This is a genomic window from Paenibacillus sp. J45TS6, assembly GCF_018403285.1.
Taxonomy (GTDB): Bacteria; Bacillota; Bacilli; order Paenibacillales; family Paenibacillaceae; genus Paenibacillus.
This window is the reverse complement of the sequence record NZ_BOSJ01000013.1, coordinates 112,564-133,940: the sequence shown is the minus strand read 5'-3', so window position 1 is coordinate 133,940 and position 21,377 is coordinate 112,564. Positions and strand designations below refer to the sequence as shown.

At 36.0% G+C, this 21,377-nt stretch carries 21 protein-coding genes and 2 pseudogenes; 4 read left to right on the top strand and 19 right to left on the bottom strand.

From position 1 onward, the window contains the following. Positions 1-381: 381 nt before the first annotated feature. Positions 382-591, bottom strand: coding sequence for a hypothetical protein (locus tag KJS58_RS18220; protein ID WP_213534584.1), 210 nt, complete (start codon positions 589-591; stop codon positions 382-384). Between the two features lie 757 nt (positions 592-1,348). Further along, positions 1,349-1,576, bottom strand: coding sequence for a DUF5453 family protein (locus KJS58_RS18215; protein ID WP_213534600.1), 228 nt, complete (start codon positions 1,574-1,576; stop codon positions 1,349-1,351). 332 nt (positions 1,577-1,908) lie between these two features. On the opposite strand from KJS58_RS18215, the pseudogene KJS58_RS18210 reads away from it, so the two are divergent. The 4 genes and pseudogenes from KJS58_RS18210 to KJS58_RS18195 form a co-directional block, all read left to right on the top strand. Then, a pseudogene (locus KJS58_RS18210) lies at positions 1,909-2,091 on the top strand (transposase); the annotation flags it as partial. Positions 2,092-2,335: 244 nt separating this feature from the next. Beyond that, positions 2,336-2,962 carry a hypothetical protein gene (locus KJS58_RS18205; RefSeq protein WP_191805276.1) on the top strand — a complete coding sequence of 209 codons (627 nt, stop codon included), beginning with the start codon at positions 2,336-2,338 and terminating at the stop codon, positions 2,960-2,962. Positions 2,963-2,966: 4 nt separating this feature from the next. Then, positions 2,967-3,824, top strand: a complete 858-nt coding sequence (locus KJS58_RS18200) for a hypothetical protein (RefSeq protein WP_191805274.1) — start codon at positions 2,967-2,969, stop codon at positions 3,822-3,824. 9 nt (positions 3,825-3,833) lie between these two features. Beyond that, entirely contained in the window at positions 3,834-4,340 is a 507-nt protein-coding gene (locus tag KJS58_RS18195) for a hypothetical protein (RefSeq protein ID WP_191805272.1), read from the top strand. 493 nt (positions 4,341-4,833) lie between these two features. Here the strand turns inward: KJS58_RS18195 and KJS58_RS18190 are convergent, their stop codons facing one another. From KJS58_RS18190 to KJS58_RS18110, 17 genes and pseudogenes are all read right to left on the bottom strand, one after another. Further along, entirely contained in the window at positions 4,834-5,439 is a 606-nt protein-coding gene (locus tag KJS58_RS18190) for an FRG domain-containing protein (protein ID WP_191805270.1), read from the bottom strand. A gap of 69 nt (positions 5,440-5,508) precedes the next feature. Beyond that, a complete protein-coding gene (locus KJS58_RS18185) occupies positions 5,509-5,976 on the bottom strand; it encodes a DUF4367 domain-containing protein (RefSeq protein WP_213534582.1) in 468 nt (155 codons plus the stop codon). A 412-nt stretch (positions 5,977-6,388) separates the two neighbouring features. After that, positions 6,389-7,291 carry a tyrosine-type recombinase/integrase gene (locus KJS58_RS18180; RefSeq protein WP_191805221.1) on the bottom strand — a complete coding sequence of 301 codons (903 nt, stop codon included), beginning with the start codon at positions 7,289-7,291 and terminating at the stop codon, positions 6,389-6,391. Between the two features lie 40 nt (positions 7,292-7,331). Continuing rightward, entirely contained in the window at positions 7,332-7,781 is a 450-nt protein-coding gene (locus KJS58_RS18175) for a DUF2538 family protein (RefSeq protein ID WP_191805219.1), read from the bottom strand. A 419-nt stretch (positions 7,782-8,200) separates the two neighbouring features. Beyond that, the gene (locus KJS58_RS18170; protein WP_213534580.1) at positions 8,201-8,575 is read right to left on the bottom strand and encodes a DUF2750 domain-containing protein; all 375 of its coding nucleotides are present in this window, start codon (positions 8,573-8,575) and stop codon (positions 8,201-8,203) included. A gap of 135 nt (positions 8,576-8,710) precedes the next feature. Continuing rightward, the gene (locus KJS58_RS18165) at positions 8,711-9,298 is read right to left on the bottom strand and encodes a hypothetical protein (protein ID WP_213534579.1); all 588 of its coding nucleotides are present in this window, start codon (positions 9,296-9,298) and stop codon (positions 8,711-8,713) included. Positions 9,299-9,520: 222 nt separating this feature from the next. Beyond that, positions 9,521-9,853 (bottom strand): YolD-like family protein, encoded by a 333-nt coding sequence (locus KJS58_RS18160; protein ID WP_249717604.1) that lies wholly within the window; start codon positions 9,851-9,853, stop codon positions 9,521-9,523. An 11-nt stretch (positions 9,854-9,864) separates the two neighbouring features. After that, complete coding sequence (locus KJS58_RS18155) at positions 9,865-10,065, bottom strand: hypothetical protein (RefSeq protein ID WP_213534577.1); 201 nt, start codon at positions 10,063-10,065, stop codon at positions 9,865-9,867. 373 nt (positions 10,066-10,438) lie between these two features. Further along, a complete protein-coding gene (locus tag KJS58_RS18150) occupies positions 10,439-11,044 on the bottom strand; it encodes a recombinase family protein (RefSeq protein WP_213534569.1) in 606 nt (201 codons plus the stop codon). 495 nt (positions 11,045-11,539) lie between these two features. Next, positions 11,540-11,938 (bottom strand): hypothetical protein, encoded by a 399-nt coding sequence (locus tag KJS58_RS18145; RefSeq protein ID WP_213534568.1) that lies wholly within the window; start codon positions 11,936-11,938, stop codon positions 11,540-11,542. A 482-nt stretch (positions 11,939-12,420) separates the two neighbouring features. Next, positions 12,421-12,840, bottom strand: coding sequence for a hypothetical protein (locus tag KJS58_RS18140; protein ID WP_213534566.1), 420 nt, complete (start codon positions 12,838-12,840; stop codon positions 12,421-12,423). 1,389 nt (positions 12,841-14,229) lie between these two features. Beyond that, a complete protein-coding gene (locus KJS58_RS25735) occupies positions 14,230-15,318 on the bottom strand; it encodes a peptidoglycan DD-metalloendopeptidase family protein (protein ID WP_213534565.1) in 1,089 nt (362 codons plus the stop codon). After that, positions 15,315-15,911 carry a hypothetical protein gene (locus KJS58_RS18130; protein ID WP_213534563.1) on the bottom strand — a complete coding sequence of 199 codons (597 nt, stop codon included), beginning with the start codon at positions 15,909-15,911 and terminating at the stop codon, positions 15,315-15,317. Before KJS58_RS18130 ends, KJS58_RS25735 begins: the two co-directional genes overlap by 4 nt. Beyond that, a pseudogene (locus tag KJS58_RS18125) lies at positions 15,908-18,043 on the bottom strand (CD3337/EF1877 family mobilome membrane protein); the annotation flags it as partial. The pseudogene KJS58_RS18125 and the gene KJS58_RS18130, both read right to left, overlap by 4 nt. Positions 18,044-18,053: 10 nt before the next feature. Then, entirely contained in the window at positions 18,054-18,428 is a 375-nt protein-coding gene (locus KJS58_RS18120; RefSeq protein ID WP_213534559.1) for a hypothetical protein, read from the bottom strand. A 1,064-nt stretch (positions 18,429-19,492) separates the two neighbouring features. After that, positions 19,493-20,083 carry a hypothetical protein gene (locus KJS58_RS18115; RefSeq protein WP_213534558.1) on the bottom strand — a complete coding sequence of 197 codons (591 nt, stop codon included), beginning with the start codon at positions 20,081-20,083 and terminating at the stop codon, positions 19,493-19,495. A 1,042-nt stretch (positions 20,084-21,125) separates the two neighbouring features. Continuing rightward, positions 21,126-21,266 (bottom strand): hypothetical protein, encoded by a 141-nt coding sequence (locus tag KJS58_RS18110; protein ID WP_249717601.1) that lies wholly within the window; start codon positions 21,264-21,266, stop codon positions 21,126-21,128. Positions 21,267-21,377 lie beyond the last annotated feature (111 nt).

Here is a 21,377-nt window from a genome sequence, read left to right as displayed (position 1 = left end):
CATTGCTAAATACGAAACTAAACAAATTATTGAAAGAAAGAAAGACCATGAATTTATTTTTTCTCTCATAAATTTCACCTCCTCATATAGCTAATTAAGCATAAGAAATATCCGATGGATTTTGTAGAATCTTAAACGATCATATGTGCCTGATAATCCTGAATGTTGTTATTTATGGTTTCGCTAGGCAGGATTGAAGCATTAACTATATAGGATAATAACCTCCAATCACAATGCAAAAATTTACATCTAAAACTCAGTTAAAAAACAAGAAACACATAGGCTGTCCTAATAAAAGGGAGCAGTTGCCAAATGGCAAACTGCTCCCTGCTGTTTTCAACAAACGTTTTTTCGTTTTATTAGGGAAGATAAAAATGATGATTAATTATTATCTTGTCTAGCTTTAACCAATCGCGGTATTTTTTTCTCGTAAACAGATAATACTTGTGAAATTAATTTTTCGCTTGGAATCTCGTTATCTTTCAAAATAGCATATATAAGGTTCAAGAAAGTCTTCGCATCTTGTTCAGTTAATTTTTGAATAGATTCCATTGTGTTATCATTCGAGAAATTTCCTTCTTTTGTCTCCATAACTATCCTCCATGCTTATGTTCATTTGTTCTTCCTACACAATAGCTATGTCCCTTAGATATAACGCTTTTAGTGATTAAAAAGTTGAATTAATCTGTCAAAAGTAGCTAAGAGAAAAAGCAACACTCTATTGATCGTTGCTTACTTTAAAGGGAGCAGTTGCCAACTGGCAAACTGCTCCCTGCTGTGTTCAGCTATCGTTTTATCGTTAGTGTAACAAATGACAATTGATGTAAAATAATCACTCCGGTATCATTGAAAGCCGAAATGCTTTTCGACTTCCAATAACATCTGATCTTTATTTAACTGAGCTGTTCTTTAATTGATACTCCTCAGCTTGTCCTAGGTCTTGAATGAATTAACTGACGAAGATCTTTAAAAAGCAGATCTTATTAGTCACCTGCAATTATAATGTTGTAAGGAAGAAGATGTTTTATTTTTTTAATTATATTGATTAGTTGAGATATCTTTTGTCAAGGAAAGGGACTAGAGTATTCAATTCTTGAATAAATTCTTCAACCTCAGACCCTTTAAAATTACCTTTCGCTAAATAATAATGTTTTAAATTTCGAACATATTTCGTTTTACCCCAGAGTTCCTTGTTAATATTATAGAAAATTTGAGTATGCAACTCATACGATATCTCTACATAGTCAGTTTCATTACCATTTGAATCACATAACATAATATCTAAACCCAACAAACGCACCCCAATTTATTTGTATTGTTGTTTTTCCGTTAGCGTAACAGTTTAGGATTATTCGTTCTTATCTTTCATCATAAGTTCTTTGATCTCACGCAATTCCTTTAATATTTCTTTTGAATATTGAGTACCTTTAGAATTATCTACACCTACTTTTATAATTAATCCGCCTACCAACAAATAAACGATAAACATTATTATTCCGCTCAATTGATTTCCCCTCCAATCTTTATCATAAGAGAATTTATCCCAATTATAATTTTTTCTTTTGTTTTCTTTCAATAAATATCCAAGTGTAATATATCAACCAAAATACAATAGGTGCTAAAAACACATACTGTCTCTGATTTACTGGAAGAAAGCAGAATGAAAATAGCCCAATTATTAACATTGGTGGCATTAGAATAAAATACTTTTTCTTATGAACGTTCATCCCCTCCATTTTGTTTAATGATAACAAAAATACCTGCCGGTTTGCATGACTAAAAGGGAGCAGCTGCCAACTGGCAAACTGCTCCCTGCTGTTTTCAACTAACGTTTTTTCGTTTTATTAGGGAAGATACGAAATGATGATTAATTATTATCTTGTCTAGCTTTAACCAATCGCGGTTGTTTCATGGAAGCAAATCGCAAAGAGAAGATCCGCAGTTGAACGAGTAAATGCATACCTGAAAGAGTTCTTTCAATTAAATAACCTAAGACACCGAACAGGAGCAAAAGCGAGGCTGCACTTTATCCTCGCAACACTAGTTTACAACAGCATGAAGCTAGTCGTGGATCGTGTGAACAAACAATAAAGAGCGAAAGCCTCATAAAATTTAAAATGTATTACGATTGCATTGGAGTAGTCTGCAATTCTTTAAGTCAATGCATTATGAAATTGATTCAATTATATTAATATTAAAACCAATATATGGATTGACTTATTAATTAACTATATGTATTATAGGTACTCTTTGGTAATAATCCAATGAAAAGTAAGGGGCCCATTACTGATTCTTGAAAATTATTACTAGTTATATTAAATGGGGGAAATGAATAATGAAAAGAAAAAAAACATTAGGAGCATTAATAAGCCTTGGTCTAATAGCTGGATTAGTATTGATGGTTAATACTGGGTATAGTCAGGATAAAGAATTTAAAATGGATAATGGCGGTAATATTAGTATGAATGTTACTGAAAATTATTCAGATGTTTTACCAATCGAGCTCAAAACACAAGAAGAGGAACAAGTTATTGAAGAAAAGGCTGGTATTCAAGAATTCAGTTTTTCTAATGAAAAAAGGAACGCTCAAAGTAAGAAGAGCTTATCTTTAAATATAGATCTAACACCTACAGGTGATTTTTATAAGGTCAATGGTAGCGGATCATTAGAAATGGATGGAGTGAAGAACAAAATTGAACTGATTGGGTCTACTATATCCAAAGTTAAGCTAAAATCAGGGGATACATACGTATTCGGTCCACTAGATGCAATTATGACAAAAGAAAATGAAGAAACAGAGGAAATAATAATCGGTCTTGGCTCAATTGTGGAGACTGGACAAAGATACTTCTCCTTAACTCTTGGTAACTTTGGTGAAGGAATCTCGTATTTAATTTTTGGTGACACTAGTTTCTTAACCGAAGAGATTGCAGATATTACAACGGAATATGCAGGGGGCTAAAAGAATGAGAAAAAAATTAATATTAAGTATGTTAGCAGCTTCATTTTTATTTTCTTCAACGTTGATATCATCTAGTGAGAAGGTATACGCTGCTGAAACAATATTGCCAGGGTTTGACTATTATTATAAAGGAAGCTCCTACGCTAATTTATATATGAAAGGCTCAAGTAATGATAATTCTAATAAGACTGCCGATAGTACTGTAGTTATGAGTGCCAAAGCACTCTATCAACCTGAGCGTGGTATAGGCTATGAATCAATTACAGCATGGTCTAGACTCAGTACTATAAACAATATTTATAGCGGTTTATCATATTCAGATGCTAAAGTTAATCAAATAGATGTTAAATTTAGGGTTCAAAATTTAGGTATTCCTTTTGATATATACTCAACTGATCCAAAAGAGGAATTAACTGAGCATAAAGTTAATCCTTACCTTGAAGGGTCTTTAAGTTCCCTAGTTAATGTTCTAGCATATAAGTATCCGATAACCTCAGCTGTTTATACTCCTTTTCAAATGGTTCTAAATAACATTAATGTTAAAAAAGGGACTAATCTTACAGGAAGTGGGGGTACTGTCCAAACAGTGCAATTCTTGCTTCCTGATTCTTCAAAAGCCGACTTACCTATTTCAATTTCTTATAAAGAAGCTGATTATAAAACAAGGAAAGGGGGGGGACTTGAAAGAGGCGTTACAGTTAAATTCATATATGATATGCCTAAAAATTATCAAAACATAATTGTTGTTCCTCAAGCCAAGGTTAAATATTCTGTAGTCATGGTTGCTGGTAATGCGGCTCCAGTCACTTTATATGGTTGGACAAACACTGCCTATGTTGAACATACTGTTAACTCAAAGTGAGGAAAATTTATGATGAGAAGAACTTCTAGTATCAAGGTTGTTTTGGTAATTTCATTAATTCTCAATGTAATTATTGGAGTTCTATTATATAATAGCTACCTCATAAATAAGGATAAAATTGTGGGTGATTCATTAGAATACAGTAGGTTTATAAACCGTCTTGAGAGGTATGTATACTACCTCGACCAAGCAGGTAAACAAACTACATCTAACGAAATAATGAACTCTTTAATAAATGCAGACAAAAGATTGAATCTAGCTGAAAAATCACTAGACAAGTTCAATAATTCTATGTCTGCAACAGATTTAATCGCTAGTAGGATCACTTTGATAATTGAGGATATTGATGAAGCGAATTTTAGATTGTTATCTCAGTATGCATTATACAATAATGGAGAAGAGAAAATCGCAGATATAAAGAAATCTATAGATAGATTACTAGATGCGATACCTAAGGAATATTCAATCGAGAAAAAAAGTGAATTCATTAAAAAAATTAATAATCTTAGTTATTGAATTTATATTTCTTCAAAAACCACCGACTTATATGTTTGGTGGTTTTTGAATTTTCAAACTAAAATAAAAGATATTAGTTTGAAATTGTAATTATAATAAAGTAGGGACATAGGGTTAATCACCCGGGTTGTCCCTGCTAACCCGATCATTGCAGGACTCGGTAGCGCTAAAGGAATGCTTTGTGCCGTAGACGTCTAGTGAAGTTTAAGCTAGGTTATTATCGTCAAAAGCGCTACGCGGGGAATGCAGGTAAGATCACTGCAATTTTATTATGGCCTTCATGGTATAGGCAGGTTCGATTCCTGTCAAGGTCTTAGAGGTGATGAATAAATGAATTGTAAACATAGTTGGGGACGTTCTGGACATATTAATGATCTTATATGTACATATGCAAAATATATAGATATGGATAACTGATAAGAAATGTATGCGATAAAAAGAAAGCGAAAAAAACAGCCATTAGATTGAGAAATGGGCTGTTTGTCAGTGATTTTTAACTGTGTGTCAAACTAAATCTATTGAAGGAGTATTCGTTGGCGAGATGATCATCATCTAATCCTAATGTACTTGCTGATATTGGATTATGTTTTAATATGTCTTTTGCAACTGCTTTTGGAATCACTATTTTGTGCATTATTTTCTGCTTGTTACCTGCGTTTTTAACATATTTAATTATATCTATAATGTTACTTGAAAAAATAAAGAGACCGTTTTGTAGTTGAAGTCTTTCATTACTTGCTGAAACGTAACCGGGGCTAATTGCAACGGGGCTTTGCATTTGATGAAAGGATACATATTGTTTTAAATATTCCATGTAATCACCATCCGGAGAGACCGCATAATTTCCATTTATACTATATTTGTTGAATTTAGCTGGATCTAACAACCTTAAGCAGGGATCGTCTTTACTATCCTGATCAGCAGCCTGACAAGCAAAAAACAAGGCTGAGTCTAAACTTGTAGTCCAATCGAGAAATCTTGACGCTAATCCGTAATGTTGGGCAAAATAAGGTATATCCCAGCCAGATAGTCGATGGATTACGCAGCCATCTGGATGAGTGACTGTGCCATTTTCAAAAAGTTTGTCATATGTCCACATTTCATATTTTTTAGCAATAGATAAATGATTACGTGAAAGTTTTACAGTTAGAGTAACAACATTTTTAAATTATAACATTGAATCCGCTATCTTCTGGATTTCCTGATCATCAAGTGGCCTTCCTGTAAAATCAGTAATTATATACTGTATTCCTGAGTCAACAAAAGTTAAGCTTTTATAATCTCTAGTTAACAAAATAGCTGGAACTTCTCCTTTTAAGAATAATTTCTTTGCATAGGAAGCTCCATCATAATGCTTAATACGATCAAATTTTTTATTCTCTTTACTAATGCTTAATAATATTTGATCTCCTGCCTCAAATCCATAATATCGGACTTCTATTTGTTCTTTATTGATATCTTTTGTTTCAGTTTTTTTTATATTGTACGGAAGAAACGTAGGAAGAGTTATTTTTAGTCCATTCCGATTTTCATATGACTTGATAACTTTCTCTTCAGTTTGATCAATGTTCACCCATTCGTTATGTCCTGATACGTTTATCATCACCATTAATACGAGTACTATGTAGTTAAACACTCTTGTTCCTCCTTAATAAAAGATCCATGTTTTTATTAAGGTTACCTGAGCAAAACTTATTATTCATCGAGATAAAGTTTCGTACGTTTCTTCACGCTAATCTGCCGGTTAGCTTAGTGGAAAAATCATCCGAAATATCGAGCGAATGTCTCCTATTAGAATCCCTTTTTCTGTTTTTATATTTTGGGATTAATGATTTCTGATATCTCACAATCCTAACCTGAAAAGCCATATTTTTAACGTCAAAAGCCACATGAAAATAAAAAGAACCGATACTATAGTTTTTCTACTCTATATTCCCGCTATAAATAGAACCTTGAAATAATATCCAAGGTTCTCTGTTAAAAGTCGATATACAGAGGAGGATAAATGATGTTGGTCAGTCCTTCTTATATTGACCCATTTCTTCCTTTCACGTCCAGCTAATTGACTCCACAGCAGACGTTAAATCCTCCATACCAGGTGTCGTATAGATCATTGTCATCTGAATATTAGGTGTCCCATCTTTCTTAAAGTGTCCCATTAACATAGCCACTTGCTGCAAGTCATTACCAGCACTAATCAAATCGTGACCAAAAGTATGCCTTAAGGCATGACAAGTCAAGTGATCAATTCTTGTACGGCTTCTATAATTCTCAATCATATGCTGTACACCGCGAACAGATAATTGCTTCGATCTCTGTGAAACAAAAACATACGGACTCGTATCATCTCGATCATCAAAGTAACTCTGCAATGCAGAACGAACTTCATTGTTTAGCGGTACTTCCCGGTCTTTATCTCCCTTTCCTCGAACATATGCGCTGCCGGACCTTACACTCATTATTACCTCTTTTTTCTGAAGATCACAGAGTTCATGAACTCGAAGGCCCGCCCGAAGCATGAGAAGCACAATTGCATAATCCCGTTTGCTATTTTGCCCGCGCACCTCCCTCAGTAATGCATTCTGTTCATTTCGAGTAAGCCACTTTGGCGACCGTCTAGCTGCCGGCGGTTTTTTAATTGGACCCACCGGATTATCTTGGATAAGTCCCTGATCGGCAAAAAAACGAAAAATCGCATTTAAATGAACAAACGTAAGTTGCATCGTGCTCGGCTTGGCAGGCTGCCCTCCTCTTCCTCCGGAAAGCAGCATATACCGTTTGTAATCCGCTATATCTTTTTGTGTGGCTGTCCCGGCATCAGACAGATCCGGATCAGTTCCTTTAATCCAATTCTCAAACTTGTTCCACGTAGATAAATAATTTAATATGGTCCGCTCGGATACTCCTGACTTACGTAGATGATTTTCAAATAATCCGAACATAGTAGACATGTGCATTTTACTCCTTATCCAAGTCAAATTTGTCTTATTATTATGATTCTTGACGTTTTGTCCGGAGTAGAACAGCTTGTTGATATACTTGAAAAAGATCATCCCCCCAAGTACCTAGCGCATCACATAAGTTGAACTCATTAGAACTGTTAAACAAATTTTGAGCTAGTTGAACGATCTTACGATATCCACTAGAGAGGTAACCATAAGCTTGGGATTCCAACTCTTCTCCATTCTCATCAAGTTCATAAATACGATCAATAACTACCCTTTTTTCTTTAGTCCAAAAATCTTCTTCTACTATTTCTTTTTCTTCAAACTTATACATCCAATCAAACGGTCGTTCACCAAATTTCCCGTTGACCTTATTATAAATTTCCGGAAGTGCTAATACATAACAAGCTGATTTGTACTCCGAATCTTGTTCGGCTTTATAAAATTCAACAAGCATCTCAAAATTATTTTTATGTTCATCTGTTACAAAATACATTTCAATTCACTCTCCTTATGTATTGGTAATATTTACTTACAACCATTCTTCGATTCGATCACCGTTGACTATTTCGGCTCCTTCATTTCGCTTCTATAGAAGATGACAAGTTTATTTGCGCTTAGCAAACGGTAGAATCAGGGTTTGCTACATTTATTTTAACACAACTCGTCATCTTTTGTATAGAGAAGATGACGAGCGTTGTTGTATATCTTCTAGCTTCAACTAAAAGAGAAACTTGGAAGCATTGATAAAGTTTCATAAAAAGGTTATGTTTAAAATTTTTCTTACATATTATATAAGTATCAAATACAGAACTTTTACCTATTCCGTATAGATCCAAGAAATAGCTTACTATTACAAATTTAAAGACACCGATCATAACTTAATGATCGGTGTCTTTAAAACTTCTATCTAGACTAATAGTTTTCTAGCTCTGTATAAATATCTTTAATTAAGACATCGACTTCTAATACTGCAGAGTCATCATTATTAAAGAATATAGAAGGTTTTATACCTTCCTCTTTCAAGTGTGGTAATAAATCATCTATAAATTCATATAAAACTATCGATTCACTCTTATATAATTCCCATTCCTTAATCGCACATGCTTCTGCAAACTCTCTTTTTGGCCAGAAAGGAAATAATAGATTCCCGTTATCGTCTGACGTTAAAGCCCAACCATTATCATAGAGAGCCCAAACTTCTTCATTATCGGCTATTTTTTTAATAAAATATTCATAACGAATATTTGAAGGTAATTGAATAACAGCTTCAAATTCTTTTTTATCCATTCCAATCCCTCATTTATTTTTATCATAATTAATTGTATCCATTTTTACTTAATGGATATAGTAACTGAATGGAACTAATATATCAAATCAAGCAGCGCTTTTTAAACAGAACTGCTTGATCGTTTACTTTTTCCTTTAAATAAAATATTTTTGATTAATTGTATATAATTCATATAAAGCTTTTATATCCCTATTACCATCTAATAAATTATAAAGCAAGTTAAAAACCATATGAGCAGGTTCAAAATCATACCATTTTACAGTGGGATGCCTTAGTATAGGTTTATTACAAAAAATATACGTTTTTGAAGTTGACTTAAAATCCCAATATAATGAATCTATATTTTTTTTAAGGGTCTCGGCCAGGTATAATCCTATATCCAGTGCAACTCCTTGGCTAGAAACACTCAATTTGTTTCTTTTAATATAAGAGTGTATCCATTCAGGTGTTTCAGATAATTTTTTTTCTATTTCTTCCTTCGACAGGTTCACCACTTCAGCTATATCATTAACAAACCATTCCCATAAAGGAATTAAGGATTCCGGAGAATAATCGAGATCTGTTTCTGATCCATTACTTGTAAATTCATATGCTTTTTTTAAGAGTTCGATTCGAATCGGTATTTCATTTACATACCAATTAAAATGAACCCTAGCTTCTTTTCTCGTCATCTCCTTAAAATCTTTTATCTCAAATGGTGGATGCATTAATGGATAATCCAACAAAAATTCAACTCCTTATAAACTAAAAATAATAATGATATTGTATTTTAATTTTATTCTCTCTTAGATATTTCAATAGTGGTTTACTTCCACCTATCTTTCCTGTTATTGTACTTCTAAAAAAGTGCCACACTACTCTTTTAACACGCTTCTCATTTAATTGCCAAGTGCCTCCCAATAACCAGGAACACCTTGATTTATTCATATATGTTATTCCTAAATTCATCTACGGGCCGATACAATTCTATCGAACGAAATCCATTCCCAGTCATCGTCATAATGGATTTTTATTTCCTTACGGTACGTGTTGATTACAGAAACGAGACCTGTCAACTCTTTAAATTCGTGTGGAGCATACAACGTCAGAGTTACTTTAACATGGCCACATAACGACTCTGAAAGTGCAGCCCCAATCATTTGCCATTCCTGCTCATCGATGATCGGTTTTAATTTCAGATCAGTTTTAGACATATATTCATTGTACGCTTCTCGGTGTTCCGGAAGCATCATACGTGAAGACTCATATAAACCGTTATTGCTAAGTTTTTTTGACACACTTCTGCCTCCTAATACTTGGTCCAGTAATCTAGATTGTCTAAAGGTTTAAACGGTTCGCTTCTAAGCTGCTGTTCCCAACCTTGAAGTAATTTAACCGATTCGACTTGTCGCTTATTATCCCAAATAATAAAAAGCTTATCTTCCAGGCTAATTAGCGTTTCAGTAATGTCTTTTTCAGACTTTCCGGTTTTAATCATCAATTCTTGCATAGATGGTAACCGCCCTCGTCCAACGGAGTAGTTGTGTAGTATCCGGTGTATCTTGCGTTCGGAATCATCGAGCATAGTATCCATCCTTTCAGCTTCTTCATACAAGTAATTATAAGCGAACGTATGTTCTTATTTCAACACAAAAAAAAGCCAGCTGTTAGTGCTAGCCTTTTGAAGGATCCAAAATGACGGTAATTTTTACATAGTAAAACTTGGACCGTTTTAGAAGCATTTTTGTGACCAGTTACCCATAAATGAAAATAAAAATCGTTTTAAACGGACGTATAAGATCAGTTTTAGTTGTATATTGATAAAAATAAACCTTAGGTTGGAAAACTTAGAATTTAATTCCCTACTGTTGATGGCTGCATACCTACAAAGTGGCTTCGTACTCCTTCACCTTTTTATAAAAGGTCGGCTTCTTCATATCGACCATATCCATAAATGCTACGGCTGTAATCTTTCCTGCCTTCCACTGCTTATACAGTTTACCCCACTCTTCAGGTAGTTCTAACTTAGGTCTTCCCAAATGTTTACCTTTAGCTTTAGCAACCGCAATACCTTCAGCTTGACGTTGTAGAAGAGTCTCACGTTCCTGCTGTGCAATGGATGTATAAACCTCGATTATAATGTTGTTTATCATATCGATAACCCATTCTTGGCCTTCGGGAACATCCTGCATAGTCGTCGGTAAGTCAATAATCTTTACACGAATACCTTCATCTTTAAAGTATTGTAGGTATTGTTTGATCTGTTCCTTGTTTCTTCCTAAACGATCTACAGACTTAATATAGAGTGTATCGCCTTTACGCATAGCCATCAGCATATTTTGGAAACCTTCACGATCCATATCCTTACCTGAAGCCTTATCACTATATATGTATTTATCATTCGTTACATATGGCTTCAATGCTTCATACTGTCTGTCCAGGTGTTGTTCTTTAGTTGACACACGAGTGTACCCAAAATTAATTCCCATTGTATCCAAACCACCAATCTATATCTCTTGTTGCCTTCATTATAACCCTAGATGTATATAAACAACAATTAGTTTATATACGTTCATAAAGGTTTATATGTCGTGATATATAGACTGAATTACACTACTTTGCTGAGCGTCTATAATGGTGTACCTTTATGGACGGTAGAGACTCAAAAATAGAATATATAACAATTAGTATAAATATGGGGCTTAATTGATTTATTGTTTATAATTAGATGAATAGATGAGACTCAATAGATGAAATTGAACAGGTAATAAAAAATAATCAAGTTCCTACTCTGAAAGAGCAGCCGGTTTTCGCGATCGGCAGCTTTTATGTACACATGATACGTTAAAAAAGAAAATCTTGTATAAAGCACAAAAAAGAAACGAGCAGTGCCTGTTCGTTTCTTTTTTGTAAGTTTAATGTTTATTTGTACTTTAAAAATGAGGATAAGTATCTCAGTTCAAGGTATGTGCAATTCCAGGTTATTAGTTTGTTATAGGATAAGTTCTGCTTGCCACAGTATGATTATAAATTTGATCTCCTTCATATACTTTATGTATTGATCCACAAGTATAGGTACGGGAACTATTGTAAAGATAATTCCCTGTGGTTGTATATGCATAATTATCGTTTTCTTTAGTATCTTCAGCATACTTAACTACTGATCCGTTTTCAGATAAATTCACAGCGACAAAAACTTTACGATATTTATCACTTGTATTAAGGTACGTTCCCGCAAAAGCATAGATATATTTTTGCCCACTCACAGTTGTAATACCAAATCCACAACTTGACCCTGTAGTATTAATTGGTCCCGTCGCAGCACTTGCAGGGGTAACAACCGCCAAGTACAAAACAAAAAAAGTAAGCAATATTTTTCTCATGAAATCACCTCCATAAAATAAAAGATTTGTAAATTTATACTATCATGTGTCACTTCACAAATCTACCTTTTATTTTGACATTAATTGTAATATTATGTGTTATGTTACAGTTTTAAGAGAGGAAATATTTTTGGGTTAATAACTCTTTACTTTAGCGAGAGGATATACTTCAATGTACTTACCTGACAGGATTAAATCCAAATGCCTAATGGTTGTTTATGTAGTAAACCGTTTGCTTCGTATAAAAAATAGAGTTTTGGCTTTTTCTACCGATTTAATAACTAATTTCAAGTAAGTGATTACACATTCCTAGTATTCCAACTATTTAGTACCAGTTAGGCATTGCTTCTTGCTAATAAAGTATTTCATATACCAATAACTGTATATCCTTTGGCATATCTTAAAATAGAATAACTTATAAACTCTTAGAAAACGATAAACAAGATGACTTCAATTTAAAGTCATCTTGTTTATCGAAAGTATTATTCCTTAAGACCCCAATCTTTACCAGATGACATTAACTGATAAGTTGTGGCGTCAAATATTGCATATTTTGAACTCGTATATTTCGGTTCATCTTTAAAACTAATAAATACATACACATACTTATTATTATCCCATTCTTTCGAATTATGAGCTGCATATTCTTTGAATACTCGTTCATACTTGTCTTTTGTATTATTATCTATCTTGTCAGTAATTTTTACTAAATCTTTAATTTGTATATACTCCTTAAGATTTAATGAAGCATTTTGGTATTCACTAAAAACAGAATGATCTATTTTGTTATAGAATTCTACAGCAGACAGATTTTTGGGATTTGCTAGTGCAAAGCTAAATGATACTAAGGAAAGTTGTACTAACAAAGCTAAAATCAACGCACTAAGGATATTTTTTTTCATATTAACAAAACCCTCCATTTTTATAAAAATTAATTGTTACACATTTCTATATTTCACAATAACTACTAGATATTATGTTCCGCTGAAGAAAAAATATACTTGTGGCTATATTTTCAGATTTAAAAAAATGAGAGTGTTCGATTGATTCTCTGATTAGTATTCTTAATGATAGGAAATTTATCAAATAATAAATATCCTCATAAGCAAGAATTAAAATAAAGATTAAGATGTGGATTATTTTATATAAAAGTTAAAGTCGGACAAATGAGCTCCAAAATCAAACCAGTTAATGTTGTACCCATAGTAGTTACTTGATATTTACGAATCAGTCGTGTCTTTGTCTCCATGAAGCTTGAAATACTAATACTACTTCCTTAATATTATTGGCTATATACAAAATTCCAAAATCGTAGGTTTCATACACCGTAATCAATAACATAAATCATGAAGATCTTTACTACTACGAATACATAATACATACACTTTAAACATACCCACAAAAAAAAGGTACTGAATTAGTTTTTGTTAGATGGGCACGGGCCTTTCGAATCGACAGTATATGATTCTATTGGATAATTCGTCGGTTCCGGTTTCTTAGTTGAGAATTCATTAATCACTTAATCAGCAATATCTTTTTCAATTTCGTCAAGACTGTAAACGATATCTCCTGAAACAGTATATTTACACGCACGGTTACCATCACTGTTAAAACACTCGTCTTTTACCAATAAACCGGCTAAGACATTTCGACAGATGCTTGACTTTGTATACTCCATACCACCAATGTTAAAGGTATTGGTAACCGAGAAGGAAAGAGACGGAAAGCTCATAGGGGAGGTTTTGCCAATGATTCAAACAAATGGAGTGTTTAAACGAACGAACAAAGCCGGGAAAAGAAGCTACGGTTAAGCGACTCTCCGTTAAAGATAGGCACCGTGGCTTCGATCAAGAGTATATGGAAACTATAGCCTTGAATTTAAGTCGCATGAGCAGTTAAGAAGGGGGCTCTAGGTGTCAATTCATAAACTAATACAACAAAGTCTACTTTAGTTTTATTTCGGGGAAATATGGACTGTTCCGGATGAACTTGTGACAATATGTAGAGCTTTATCAAGAAAGATATAATCTTGCATTCGATTCCATCGCCAGAATAAGACTTGTACAACCTGTTTTAAATAAAAGCTGTTAAACATGTAGCGACTATTAGTGACGATAGTAAGGAAGAAATTCTTATTGGTATAGGGGAATATTTTTGGCTTTCCCTTGCTGAAGAAGTGCATTAATTTCTATTACCAGCATGTTAGTGAAAACAGCAGCCAGAAAAGGCTGCTGTTAATTTTAATTCTTTTATACTAATGGGTAGGATACATACAATGGATGGCGCGCTCATTATCGGATTGCGGAATATACTTCCCCTACAAACAGCAAAGGATTTACCTTTACACCATTGATAATGATTTCAAAGTGTAGATGGTTCCCGGTGCTACTGCCAGTTGACCCACATCCACCAAGCACGGTTCCTGCAGATACTTGATCCCCAGCACGAGCTTTAATGGAAGACAGATGCGCATAGGTAGTAACATAGCCACCCCCATGGTCCACACGTACATACTGACCGTAACCTTCACTTGGATTACTCGCATCTTGCCAGCCAGCCATAATAACCTTTCCGGCTTTAGATGCGGGTATCGGTTGTCCATGCGAACAAGCAAAATCTACGCCTTCATGTGGTTTTCCTACTTCGCCCGTAACGGGATGGGTACGTGGGCCAAATCCGGATGTAACTTGGCCGTTGACCGGACGACTAAATCCAGCCTTACCCGGTTGCGGAATTATAATAGCATCGTATCCTTCTGTCACGTAAAGCGTAGCGTATTTCATTACTTCTGATACATATTCCTGGCTGTGATTGTATTGATATAGTGCTTTTTCAATGTTACCAGAAGCCGCTCCGCTCTTTCCCAAGTAATTGGCTGCGGAAAAGACTGCATCTTCTAAATCCCACATATCTGCTTTTCCATCACCGTTTGCATCTACGCCATATCCCCCGTACTTAGAGATTAACTCCAAACTAGTTTTTTCCTCATCGCTGAAGTTTCCAGCCCCTGAACCACTACATGAGCTATGCCCCCATCCAATAAAAGTACAAGGCATAAATTGTAAATGCCCCTCTGCCCCAACGGACGAAATCATAGGATCTAACGTAGAGAACCTAGTTTCAATTCGGTGTACTGCCGCTAAGAGGTTCCAAGGAACTCCATATTTTTCTGCGGCCGCCTGATAGATTGGAATATACTCTGCTGGGATTTCAGATTCACCCAAAGCAGATATGATTCCGCTCCCCCAGCCACCGCCTCCATAATTACCTTCAGAATCGGAGCTGCTGAACATCATGACCATTAACATAAGCACTAATAGGGCACCAACAAAAAGTATAGGAATGAAGGCCAAACCGCCAAGTATAGTGAATTTCTTCATGAATTCCACGCCCTTGAACGTACAGCTAAATCATCAATCTTCCATTTACCATCAATCATGTTGACCTTAATGATATAAGCTAACGTACTTGTACTCGTTTGGCTGTCCTGATCGGTATGCTCTACCTCAATATCTGCATTCCACCACTGTTCCTCCAGTCCCTCTTTCTGTGGTTCCAGCTCTACACTAAGCACCTTCGTTTTAACAATCGTTAGGGTTCCCCGGCGCTGCTCCTGTTCTAATGCCTTATACAAGTTATCAGTTACATAAGGTAGAGATTTCTTCAAAAAGTCATCTGGGTTCTCAATGTTGAACGGTACGTATACCTTCAGAAACTCCGGAATAACCTTTTGGACCTCCGTCTGCATTTCTTCTGTTGGAGCAGTCACCTCTTCAGCATACTTCTCCGCTTTCGCTTCCTCATTTGGGGAATACTTGCGAACAGTTTGCTTCTCCTCGGTGACAGGCTGCTGCTTCTCTTCAGCAGCCTTTTCTTGTTCAATCCGATTTCCTTCAATGATTGACCCAATAAGCAAAGCGATCATACCTAAAGCAATGATCGTCCCAAGCCATTTCATTACTCGTTCCTTCATGACTCATCGCTCCCTCTATTACGAGGATCTAGCGGTATACTCTGTACACGGTTCTCCTGTTTCCCAGATCGTATTGGTGTGGATTCCTCATGATTTTCAGCTTGACGATCTACTCCCCTGCTTCCAAGTGATTCTCCCCTCTTAGATGTTCGGGTTCGGAATCTCTCCTGCTGAGTACCTGAAGAATGTAGCGGTATACTTTGTACACGGTTCTCCTGCTGCCCTGATCGTATAGGTGTGGTATGCTCTAGGTGTCCTGTTTGACGATTTTGAAATCCACTTCCAAGTGACTCTATCCCCCTGGATGTTCGGAAATTCTCCTGTTGCTGTCTTCTTTGATTACTCCCTTGGCTTTGTTCTGAATGTAGATGTTCTTTGTTAGGAATGACACTCAGAGGTACGGTCTGTGGTGCTTGTCCGCTGTTAGCTGTGCTATGAGGTGGCCGCGAGTCTATAGCTTGATCCTCCATCGGCATAGATGAAAACAAGGAAGCATCATAACCTGAATAGTCTTGACGATCTGAAGATCCTTGTCCACCGGTTAAGGACTCCGATTGATTTCTTAAACTACCATCACCCGCGAAATAATGATTAGGTCTAGTAGTAGCGTCCTCATAACCTGTATCCCCTGCTACACCTAAATTTCCGTATAACGGTGTAACGTTTTCAGGAAATTGTCCGCTCGTTGTGCTACGCGATCTCGCTAAGTCTCCCGTAGCGCTAGTTTTTCCTTTCGTATCGTTTAGAGATACTGTTTGCGGTGCAGTACCTGTATCCCTATCTCTGACGGAGCTTGTGGCAGCTACTTCTGCTCTCGAATCTCCAGTAGACCCAGCCATTACTCCTGCTATCATACTGGCGCTCATCCCGCTTCCACTAGCTCCTAGTGGTGGTGGATCTCCTAAACTTTCTGATTGTAGCGGAGGAATATCCTCAAAACTGTTATCTGTAAGCGTACTGGAAGCAACTTTATTATCTGTAGCATCCAGGCGTTCATTTTCTAGTGCCGCCGCGGAGCTATGATCTCTACCATTTTCCATACTATCTACGGCCGCTACAGCCGCAGCTCCCCCCGCTGGTCCACCCGCCATCATTCCTGCTACTTGAGCAGCTCCGCGAGTCGCTTTATATCTAGCCCCATTCATCCGGCGATCGAGCTGTGACGCTTCTATCGCTAGTTGACGTGCAACCTGGTTGCCAGCAAATAATATTCTAATTAAGCGATTACGAATCAAAAAGATAAGCACCAGGATAACAAACTCGATGATGGCAACGGCAATGTATCCGATGCTATCGGTGTTCCCTTCCTGATATACGATCTCAGACATCGTGAATACGATCAGCGCTATAAACGATACACCCAGTTTAAGAATAAGCGGCAAGGCCAGTTCTTCCATATACCTACGGAATACACCGCCACCCGCCGGGAATGCCGCAATGAGTAAATAAAATGGTGCGAGTGCGGCCACGGCCAAGAACCAAAACTGCAGAACAATGATAAGTAGCGCTAGAGCGAATATCGGAAGGGAAGTAATTCCATTAACTACGGTATACAGTCCAGTAAAAACTAAGCGCTCTGGTACTTGTACGTAAGTCATCATCCCATTGCCTAATTTACTCACTTCTTGCTGTTCTACATAGTCCTGCCTATCCTGTCCTGGAGGCTTGCTCAATAATTCATCAACCCGGCTTACTCCTACCTCACTTTCCTTATCTGTGCCATATTGCATATATAAATAGGGACGATGTACAAATAGATCCCACATATTGTTTCCCATGCTTTGCCTTCCACTTGTTGTACCGTCTTCACTAAGACCCGAACCCGCTCCCATGATAATGGCCGAAGCTTCGGTCGTTAGAGAATTAGCTCCCTTCAGCACCGTAGCATAGTTACTAAAGAACAACAGCGTAACCACCAAAATTAGAAATGTCTTCACCAAGTTTCCGACGGCTTCAATTTGTGCGTTTCTGAATAAATACTGATAAGCAAATAGTAAGCCAATAGAAATTCCAATGATTCCAATTAACTTTCCATACAGTCCCAAACTACTAAAACTCATCGAGGAAATGCCTGTTAAACTTTGCATGACTCCCTCAATACGTTCAATTAGCGTATTTACTACATCAAAATCAAATGCATAATCACCGAACGGTTAACATGGCATTGGTCATGTATAAGTTCATTTTAAATAAGATATTGACCATAAAGTTCATGGCTTCATAAAACTGTGCCATGATTGAATCCTTAACTGCATCCCCTGATATCCAGCTGCCAACCGTTGAAAATGCTTGGGAAAAAACGTTCTCTTCTTCATCTCCGTCTTCTGTTTTTGAAGTAACATCAATTTGGTAATAGGCTGGAGATCCATCGCTGGTTACTTCGTGGTCAGTATTAAATAGATTTGACGAAATATTATTGCTAAAAATTTTATCCGGATCGGCTGCGTCTGCTATTGGCAGTGTACAGCTCACAAAAAAGATAAAAACAAGCATGCCATATCGAAGCCAGCGTTTCATTCCGATCACTCCCCGCTATCGCTTTTGTGGACAATGATCGCTTCATCTGGATTCGCATTCCTTAGCATTTCCTCTTCATCGACTATTCGGATTTTCCACTCACCATCCACTTTACTCATACTTAGGAGATCGAAAAAATACTTTTGATGATTGTCTAAAAAATATCTTACCTTATAAAAAATTTCGCCATCTAGTTAGGTAGATCCTCAGAAGGCTCATTTATATAGGAGTTGATATTGTAATTCTTGGTGTTTAGGTTGTCCGAGGAGAATGGAGTACAGTCACCCTCTTTTCTAAATTCGCAGGTTTTTTAACTAAATGTTCGCTGATTATCTTTTTTTTGAAGAGATTGATTTACGTTGGTCATTACCTTAAGGGAGTGACCAACATGACAAAAAGAATTAAAGATCAAATGCAAAGTAGATTGTTGATGTTTTATTTGGAATCCAAGCGTTTTGCTTTCCTAGTAGATTATGCTAGCGCACTTTACGAATTATTAGACTTATTTAACTTACTAAGGCAGCTACTTTAATTTTTTTAAGAACTGGTGCCATCACTTGGCACCTTTCATGATGATAAAACCAAAGCGGAATCATTATGCTCTCTTATGCTTGACTGCTTGATGGGAGCGAAGCCAAAAGCGGAGCGGACAGGAGGCAGTCTTGACTTCTCTGGTAGCGGGGTATAAAACGAGGGACAGAAACGTAAAGCACCTTGTACAGATGCTCTATTCTTCCATCAGCCGACCATTTTCAGAAGCAGATGCCCATCAGGATTCAGAAACTTCCTTTGAACTCGCCTTGGTTAAAACCAAGCTACAACCATAGGACAAATAAAGGCCTCCCAGTAATCCAGGAGCACCCGCTATAAAATTTTTAAATTCATCTACCCCGATTCAACTCCTATATAGCGGGAATTACTGATTGTAATTTTTAACACGTACGTTTACGTATACGTAAACGTACGTGTTAAAGTAAATTTACATCACACCTCATATATCGAGAGCTCCCCTTCCTGATCCTTACATGTGTCATTAACCCAACTAGATCCTTCACAGATCCCTATTAACGATCTATTTCCTCCAAGATGTTTATAATGCGCTTTTGTTCCCTTATCCCCTTTTCTAATAAATAGGAAAGCACCGCAGTCATCGTTATATGATCAGATGAACTAACCGAATTAAGATGTTTAGTAATTGCTCGAAGTTTTGCCTCATCTTTTTCACTCAGTATATTTCTTATAAGCCTGGACATAATAGGATACATCAGATCTGCTCTATAAATAACTTTTGTCAAAATTAAAGATGCTGCCACTTGGATGGAACTATCTAAGCTATAAGCCAAAGAAGCCATCTTTTCATGGTCCCGATCCAGGAACCTCATATATAGACGTTTCTTAGAATTGAGTTTCATTTTAAATGATTCCCGCTCTGAGTTTCCAAATATGTATCTGTTCTCATACTGAAGATCTCTTTTGAAGTATGGCTGCAGTTCATCAATAAGAGACGCAGATTTATATCCTTCTATAATGATAAACTCTCCAATGAGTTTGATTGGAGCATCACAGACATAGCTAAGCTTTGAAAAAATCTCATATGCACTCAAACTAATTGGAGCAGCGATTGCTCTTTTTTTATCTGATCTAACCTTTCTCATCGTCTCCCCTTTAAACATTTTATCTCCTCTTTTCTCCATTATCTCTGCAACACTGTAGATATGTTGCTAAGTTAATGTATTGTATGCAGCGGTAGGGGACCTTTAGAACGCCAGTATATATCCAGATATAAAGGGAGATACTATATGTAAAAAGCTTGTGGGAGAGTGCAGAATGAAGATAAAGATGAATGAAGAAAAAGCCAAACAATTATCTAAGGAAATTATAGATTTTGCTCATAGAAATAATCTCAAAGTACGAAAAAAAACGAAAACAAAAAGCAAGGGCGCCTAGTTGCCCTTGCTTTTTAAATTTCACGAGTTTTATTAGGGCTAATAACTCGAGATTTTACATATCTTTTTCAATTCAGATAAATGTTGTAGGACATCTTCCAACATAATATAAGTAAGTCTGCTCGCACGTTGCTTCGGCAAATGGAACAGGACGAGACATTTTATGTGAAGCTTTTTTATTGTTGAAAGAGGAAGGAATACTAAAAAAATATAAAAAAATAATTACTTTTCGTGACTAGATCTACTCATTGATATAGATCTCATTATTGATGATCAGCCATCCTCCAAAGAACTAACTATCACAGATTTACTGTCTCACTTTTTAAACAAAATGATATTTCTTTAAATTACAATCTCATGAAAATTTATAATCATTACGTATTTAGATACCAACTTTGTCATCTCCTTATGGAGATAATCGATTACATAGAAATATCATTTTGAACCCAGTATAACCAGCTCTTCAAAAACATCAAGAAAAGAGAAGACTAAAAAGATAACCGTGAATATTATCCTAATGTGGACTATAGAAATTTTGATAACTGCTTGGAAGATGAAGTGGACACAAAATCGATGGGTTTTACCGAAGGATGGAACTCCTTACTGAGAAATCAGATACATTAAAAATACATCCTTGCGGGAATGATTTTTAATGGTAATGTATTCACTATCAATAGTTTATGGATTCGAGGCAGCATATTATCTAGATATATTATGTTATCTATATCCATTATTTAGATGACTCACTAATTCAATTTGTTTCAATAATACGGAGGACTTCTTCCGGGCTTTCAACATAATCAACATATAAGCGAATCATCAATTCAAATACACTTACCTTATACTCCCGGTCAGTAACCTTATGTATCTCATATCGTTTATCTTCTCCCACAGAAACTCCACCTATTGTATATATTTCACCTACAGGTAACATCTGAATTGTCTTTTTCTCAACATCATTTACAGAAGGCAGCTATGCCCACATCTGGCCTGACAAAACTAA

Bases quoted from the DNA above. Each gene is read 5' to 3' on its own strand.
- KJS58_RS18120 (WP_213534559.1), bottom strand. From the start codon at position 18,428: ATGAAACGCTGGCTTCGATATGGCATGCTTGTTTTTATCTTTTTTGTG.
- KJS58_RS18115 (WP_213534558.1), bottom strand. From the start codon at position 20,083: ATGAGAAAGGTTAGATCAGATAAAAAAAGAGCAATCGCTGCTCCAATT.
- KJS58_RS18155 (WP_213534577.1), bottom strand. From the start codon at position 10,065: ATGCAAGAATTGATGATTAAAACCGGAAAGTCTGAAAAAGACATTACT.
- KJS58_RS18200 (WP_191805274.1), top strand. From the start codon at position 2,967: ATGAGAAAAAAATTAATATTAAGTATGTTAGCAGCTTCATTTTTATTT.
- KJS58_RS18195 (WP_191805272.1), top strand. From the start codon at position 3,834: ATGATGAGAAGAACTTCTAGTATCAAGGTTGTTTTGGTAATTTCATTA.
- KJS58_RS18220 (WP_213534584.1), bottom strand. From the start codon at position 591: ATGGAGACAAAAGAAGGAAATTTCTCGAATGATAACACAATGGAATCT.
- KJS58_RS18190 (WP_191805270.1), bottom strand. From the start codon at position 5,439: ATGTGGACATATGACAAACTTTTTGAAAATGGCACAGTCACTCATCCA.
- KJS58_RS18140 (WP_213534566.1), bottom strand. From the start codon at position 12,840: ATGAAAAAAAATATCCTTAGTGCGTTGATTTTAGCTTTGTTAGTACAA.
- KJS58_RS25735 (WP_213534565.1), bottom strand. From the start codon at position 15,318: ATGAAGAAATTCACTATACTTGGCGGTTTGGCCTTCATTCCTATACTT.
- KJS58_RS18170 (WP_213534580.1), bottom strand. From the start codon at position 8,575: ATGGATAAAAAAGAATTTGAAGCTGTTATTCAATTACCTTCAAATATT.
- KJS58_RS18180 (WP_191805221.1), bottom strand. From the start codon at position 7,291: ATGTCTACTATGTTCGGATTATTTGAAAATCATCTACGTAAGTCAGGA.
- KJS58_RS18145 (WP_213534568.1), bottom strand. From the start codon at position 11,938: ATGAGAAAAATATTGCTTACTTTTTTTGTTTTGTACTTGGCGGTTGTT.
- KJS58_RS18150 (WP_213534569.1), bottom strand. From the start codon at position 11,044: ATGGGAATTAATTTTGGGTACACTCGTGTGTCAACTAAAGAACAACAC.
- KJS58_RS18130 (WP_213534563.1), bottom strand. From the start codon at position 15,911: ATGAAGGAACGAGTAATGAAATGGCTTGGGACGATCATTGCTTTAGGT.
- KJS58_RS18175 (WP_191805219.1), bottom strand. From the start codon at position 7,781: ATGTATTTTGTAACAGATGAACATAAAAATAATTTTGAGATGCTTGTT.
- KJS58_RS18205 (WP_191805276.1), top strand. From the start codon at position 2,336: ATGAAAAGAAAAAAAACATTAGGAGCATTAATAAGCCTTGGTCTAATA.